At 44.0% G+C, this 6,000-nt stretch carries 4 protein-coding genes and 1 pseudogene; 3 read left to right on the forward strand and 2 right to left on the reverse strand.

Going from position 1 to position 6,000, the window contains the following annotated elements; genetic code table 11:
- The first annotated feature begins 141 nt into the window (after positions 1-141).
- Positions 142-1,101 carry a sensor domain-containing diguanylate cyclase gene (locus L972_RS20705; RefSeq protein WP_081990705.1) on the forward strand — a complete coding sequence of 320 codons (960 nt, stop codon included), beginning with the start codon at positions 142-144 and terminating at the stop codon, positions 1,099-1,101.
- Between the two features lie 113 nt (positions 1,102-1,214).
- On the opposite strand, the gene L972_RS07840 is transcribed toward L972_RS20705, so the two are convergent.
- Together L972_RS07840 and norR are read right to left on the reverse strand one after the other, a co-directional pair.
- Positions 1,215-1,877, reverse strand: coding sequence for a response regulator (locus L972_RS07840; RefSeq protein WP_052200038.1), 663 nt, complete (start codon positions 1,875-1,877; stop codon positions 1,215-1,217).
- Positions 1,878-2,004: 127 nt separating this feature from the next.
- Positions 2,005-3,531: a nitric oxide reductase transcriptional regulator NorR gene (gene norR / locus L972_RS07845; protein WP_047437273.1), complete on the reverse strand. Its 1,527-nt coding sequence runs from the start codon at positions 3,529-3,531 to the stop codon at positions 2,005-2,007.
- A 170-nt stretch (positions 3,532-3,701) separates the two neighbouring features.
- Here norR and norV point away from each other — a divergent pair, with 170 nt between their 5' ends.
- Complete coding sequence (norV, locus tag L972_RS07850) at positions 3,702-5,183, forward strand: anaerobic nitric oxide reductase flavorubredoxin (RefSeq protein ID WP_017408675.1); 1,482 nt, start codon at positions 3,702-3,704, stop codon at positions 5,181-5,183.
- Positions 5,180-5,959, forward strand: a pseudogene (locus L972_RS07855) (FAD-dependent oxidoreductase); the annotation flags it as partial. The gene norV and the pseudogene L972_RS07855, both read left to right, overlap by 4 nt.
- Between the last annotated feature and the right edge of the window lie 41 nt (positions 5,960-6,000).

The raw sequence follows: 6,000 nt of genomic DNA on the forward strand, positions 1-6,000 counted from the left end.
AATCCCATGCGAGAAGCTAATGTGTTAACGATCACACTACAACTAAAATCCGTCATATGTAATGCTACATTCCATTCTGTTGCATCTCAAAGAATGCCATACTATTTGCATTTAAAACCGATATGAAAAAAGGAAGCAAGGATGCAACCTCTTCATGAAACCTCAGATCCCGACTTTCTACGCCTAGATGCGTTACGCCGTCTTCAAGCACTTGATTCCCCTACAGAGGAACGTTTCATTCGTATAACAAGGATGGCTCGTAATATTTTTGACGTGCCTATTGCCCTAATATCCTTTGAAGATAATGAGCATGGATGGGCTAAACCTTGTTATGGTCTAAACATGCATGAACCACTTCCGAATATCTCCTTTTGTAAAAAAGGGTTTCTCACAAAGAGCATGCTTGTTATAGAGGATACAACTCAAGATCCCCTATATGCTGAGAATCCGATGGTTATTGGGGAGCCATATATTCGCTTCTATGCTGGACACTCATTAGTCATAACGAATGGACTGCACATTGGTTCCTTGTGCATTATAGATCGGAAGCCAAGGTTTTTTGGTGACAAAGAGAGACTTTTATTTACTGACTTAGCATCTACAGTTGAGAGCGAGTTACGTGCTGTACAAATGGCTACAATAGATGAACTTACTGGGATCACTAATAGACGAGGGTTTATTCTTTTAGCTGAGAAATATTTGCAGCATGCATTTAGAACAAAGAGAAGTCTTTCATTATTGTTTATCGATTTGAATAATTTTAAATCGATAAACGATCGCTTTGGTCATGATGTGGGAGATGATGCATTGTGCCAAGCTGCCAGACTAATAAATATGGTTTTTAGAAACTCTGATATTTGTGCAAGATTAGGTGGTGATGAATATGTAGTTTTAGTTCCTGAGACAAACAATGAGTATTTACAATATATGCGTAGTAGGATAAATATCTCATTTGATGAATTCAACTTACACAGCGGTAAAGCCTACACCCTATCTTGCTCAGTAGGTATAGTGAGCTATAATCCCACGACTCCACCAGATCTAAACATGTTACTTCGATTAGCAGATGACGAAATGTATCGTTGCAAGCAAGATGGATAAATTAGATGCTAGCCATGGGTAAATTAATTATGTGTTCTCAGCAGGAGATTAATGAGTTACAATGATAAGAGCAACATGAACTTTTTTATCTGTGCTCATTCAGATTATTAAATCTACTTAATAGTTCTGTTGTGCGCCCATATAGTGACGGCGACTCTTGATTTTAGATTAAGTTTTCTTAAAATATTTTTCACATGTATTTTTACAGTCCCTGGTGATATGAATAAAAGTTTGGATATAACTTTATTCGAGTGGCCCTCAGCAAGAAGCTTTACTACATCAATTTCCCTATGGCTTAATGATTCGATAATGCCAACATTTATTTCTGATGATAAACTTAACATGAGTTTATTTTTTGGCTGAGGGCTTTCAACTGATGCATCTGCACATATACTCTTAATGTAGCTGATTAAATCAAGCGGTTCAATATCTTTTAAAAGATATCCATTTGCTCCGAACCTAAACGCTTCTACAACATCAATTTCCAAATCTGACTCGGTGAAGATAACGACCTTGCTTTTTATTTTCTTTGCTCTGATTCTCTTCAGCGTTTCTAATCCATTAAGCACTGGCATTTGAAGGTCAAGCAATATTAAATCTGGTTCATATTCTACTGCCAGATCTAATCCTTCTTTACCATTGCCAGCCTCTGCAATCACCTTCATAAGGTGATCTGTTGAGAGTGTAGCTTTGACTCCTGCCCGCAATATAGCGTGGTCATCTACAAGCAATACTTTTAATGCTTGCATTTCTTCGATTGAAACTTTGTTATCCATAACTACATTCTCAATACCATGCTAGCGTCACATTACACCATACGTGCATAAAAAAAACACTATAAATCAACACGTTAACCAATATTCAGGATGCAACTCTATAATGGCCCATAGCTATGTATCTTTATCATTTTAACCCCAGTCGTTTGGCTAGACGATGTAAGTTACCACAATCAATGTCTAAGGCTCGTGCTGTTGCAGCCCAATTATCATTATGATCTGCTAGTACCTTTTTAATTAACGCAGACTGAAATGCATCAGTTGATGCTCTCAAACCCATTTGGTTACTAGCGAAGTCATCCATATTTTCGGTAGGACTTATGCCAGATTGAGGCATTGGTGGTATAGCTATACTGAAATGATGGGTTGCAAGCGTCAGAACCGGACTTCGTTGCTCTGCTCTAGCCAATACGGCACCACGATGAATGGCATGCTCCAGTTCGCGCACATTACCAGGCCAGTCATAGCCCTTCAAAAGATGCAGTGCTTGAGGTTGGATCCGCAGTTGCTCTAACCCCATACTCACTCGACAGCACTCGCAAAAGTAACCAGCCAGCAAGGAGATATCATCCTCTCTGTCTCTCAAGGCTGGTACATGTATAGGGAAAACACTCAGGCGATGATAGAGGTCTGCTCGAAACTCGCCATCGATGACCGCTTTCTTCAAGTCTCGATTCGTTGCAGCAAGCACACGTACATTGACTTTTAGTGGAGTGTCATCACCAATCCGCTGCAAGTCTCCATATTGAATGACACGTAGCAATTTTGCCTGCAATGATAAGGATAATTCACCAATTTCATCCAGGAACAATGTGCCCTTATCCGCTAGTTCAAATTTACCCGCACGGTTATGAATAGCGCCTGTAAACGCTCCCTTCACATGTCCAAATAGTTCACTCTCTGCTACGGATTCCGGTAGAGCTGCGCAATTGAGATATACCAATTTGCGATCTGCACGTGGCGAGCCAAGATGTACAGCTTTTGCTATTAACTCCTTACCTACACCCGTTTCGCCCAAAATCAGGACGTTTAAATCAGTATTAGCAACTATATCTACCTCATGCTTTAGCTGCTGCATCGCCTGAGAATGCCCGATTATCTCGAACCTATCTGCACCTGTTGGTGTTGAAGGTATTAATGGCTCACTGCTCTGGCGAGCTAAACGCTCTAGTAGTAATGAGTTACTTAACGCCGCTGCCGCTAGCGCACCAACTAAACGCAACTCTTCATCGCTAATGTCATCAAACTGGGCAGGATTCATTCCATCGATGGTCAATGCACCAATCAAGACTTGATCGGAGAACAAAGGTAAACCAACACAAGCATGCACCTTAAATTCTGCATGATCAGGGATCAAGCCATCATAGGGGTCTGGCAAGTTACTATCTGCCGGAAAGCGTACTACGTCACCAGCACGAGCAATTGCCTCCATGCGTGGGTGCTCCTTGATGGCGAAACGGCGTCCTAATACGTCCTGCATTAAGCCATCGATGGCGAGCGGGATGAACTGGCCTCCTTCGTACCGTAGCAAGGCTGACGCATCTGAGTTCAGTAGGCTGCGAATACTCTGGATAAGGCGGTGGAATCTGTCTTGATGTGAAATCCCCAGCTGTATGTCTATAGCAATACGAGCCAAACTGTCTGTCGAAATCATCGTTAGTGTCCAAATGACATTAATGCTGTCATTTAAACAATATCAACGCTATGTCATTTTAACAAATCAATAAATTAAATCTCATAAAAACAATAAGTTATGGGTTGGCATGTTAGCTGCAATAGTTGATATCAAGAAATACCAACTATTACATACTGAGGAATTGCCAGATGACCATTCATGTCAAAAACAACATTCACTGGGTCGGCCAACGGGACTGGGAAGTTCGAGATTTTCATGGTACTGAGTACAAGACAAACAAGGGGACGAGCTACAACAGCTATCTCATCCGTGAAGGGAAGAACGTGCTGATTGATACAGTCGATCATAAGTTCAGCCGAGAGTTCGTTCAAAACCTTGCAGCAGAGATCGACCTTAACCTTATCGATTATGTGGTGATCAACCATGCTGAGGAAGATCACGCAGGGGCACTGACCGAATTGATGGCTCGTATCCCAGGCACTCCGATTTACTGCACTCACAACGCTATCGACTCAATCACGGGACACCATCATCATCCTGAATGGAACTTCCATCCAGTCAAAACAGGCGACAGTCTCGACATCGGTAATGGCAAGCAGCTGGTGTTCATTGAAACACCTATGCTGCACTGGCCCGACAGCATGATGACCTACATGACTGAGGACGCAGTGTTGTTTTCTAACGATGCCTTCGGTCAACACTATTGTGATGAGCATCTGTTCAATGACGAAGTAGATCAAACCGAATTGATGGAGCAGTGCCAACGGTACTACGCAAATATCCTCACCCCATTCAGCCCACTTGTGACAGCTAAAATCAAAGAGGTGCTTGGATTCAACCTGCCAGTAAGCATGGTGGCAACCTCCCACGGTATTGTCTGGCGTGAGGATCCGACCCAAATTATTCTCAAGTATCTGGAGTGGGCAGACCACTACCAAGAAGATCGTATCACCCTGTTCTATGACTCGATGTCAAACAACACCCGTATGATGGCCGATGCCATCGCACAGGGTATTCACGAAGTTGACCCTGGGGTCGCAGTCAAGATCTACAACGTAGCCCGCCACGATAAGAACGAGATCCTGACACAAGTGTTCCGCTCCAAGGGAATACTCGTGGGCTCATCCACAATGAACAACGTCATGATGCCTAAGGTGGCAGGCATGCTGGAGGAGATAACTGGCCTGCGCTTTAGAAACAAGCGTGCTTCTGCATTCGGCAGTTACGGCTGGACTGGTGGTGCAGTAGATCGTATCCAGACCCGATTGATGGATGCAGGCTTTGATATCAGCATTTCTCTGAAAGCCAAATGGCGACCAGATGGTTCTGCACTGGCAGAGTGCCGAGAGCATGGACGCCAGCTCGCTCGTCAATGGGCGTTACATCCTATTGAGGTGCCTCGCCCAGAAAAAGCAGCCCATCAAGTGCCATTCACTGTTGATATCTCCCCTGTAGAGGAGACCACCCAGTCAGTTGTAGCCGGAGTAGACGATGAGCAAGCAATGCTTTGCACAGTCTGCCAGTGGGTTTATGACCCCGCCTTAGGTGAACCGGATCAATTGGTTGCGGTTGGCACTCCCTGGAGCCTTGTACCGGAGAGTTTCCTTTGCCCTGGTTGCGGCATCGGCAAGGAGGTATTCGAACCATGCGCAGTGGAGGCATGTGTATGAGCGCATTAAATGAGCATTATGCTGGTTCCAGCCAGGATATAGTCATCATCGGTAGCGGCTTTGCCGCTCAGCAGTTGGTAAAAAGCTTGCGTAAATTAGATGGTGAAAGACCGATCCGTCTTATTACCGCTGATAATGGCAATGAATATAACAAACCGGACTTGAGTCATGTGGTCAGTCGTGGTTACACCGCCAGCGCAATGACAAAGTTGACGGGGGCTCAATTTGCTGAACAGCAACGTATCATTCTGTCACCTAATACGATTGTGCATAGCATTAGTCCGAATAACAAAATGGTACACACAAATAATGGCGATTTTTCTTATGGCCAGCTAGTGCTGGCAACTGGGGCCAGTTCTATACTGCCTCCCGTTCCCAACTCGGATAAAATGGTAACCCTCAATAGCCAAAATGATTATGCCAATGCCGAACAATTAATTAAGAATGCAAAACGCATTATGGTACTCGGAGCAGGTTTGATCGGCTGTGAGTTGGCTATGGATATGGTGGGCCAAGACCGAATTGTGACGCTTGTAGATCTGGCGGACAGCCCCCTAAGTACATTAATGCCAGCCGCATTGAGTCAACCGTTACTGCAAGCCTTACGGGGGCAGGGGGTTGACCTAAAACTTGGTCTAGGTATCAAGTCGATACAAAGAGAAGATGCCAACGAATCCTTTACGATAGAGCTCACTGACAGCAGTTTCAGTGAACAGGATCTTGTCATTTCAGCTATAGGTCTACAACCGAATCTATCCTTAGCGATGAATGCAGGGTAATCCCCCCGAAAAACTGAGGTGCTCATAAGTAGAATTTT

The sequence above is a fragment of the Aeromonas sp. ZOR0001 genome (genome assembly GCF_000801015.1).
Classification (GTDB): Bacteria; Pseudomonadota; Gammaproteobacteria; order Enterobacterales; family Aeromonadaceae; genus Aeromonas; species Aeromonas veronii.

Bases quoted from the DNA above. Each gene is read 5' to 3' on its own strand.
- L972_RS20705 (WP_081990705.1), top strand. From the start codon at position 142: ATGCAACCTCTTCATGAAACCTCAGATCCCGACTTTCTACGCCTAGAT.
- norR (WP_047437273.1), bottom strand. From the start codon at position 3,531: ATGATTTCGACAGACAGTTTGGCTCGTATTGCTATAGACATACAGCTG.
- L972_RS07840 (WP_052200038.1), bottom strand. From the start codon at position 1,877: ATGGATAACAAAGTTTCAATCGAAGAAATGCAAGCATTAAAAGTATTG.
- norV (WP_017408675.1), top strand. From the start codon at position 3,702: ATGACCATTCATGTCAAAAACAACATTCACTGGGTCGGCCAACGGGAC.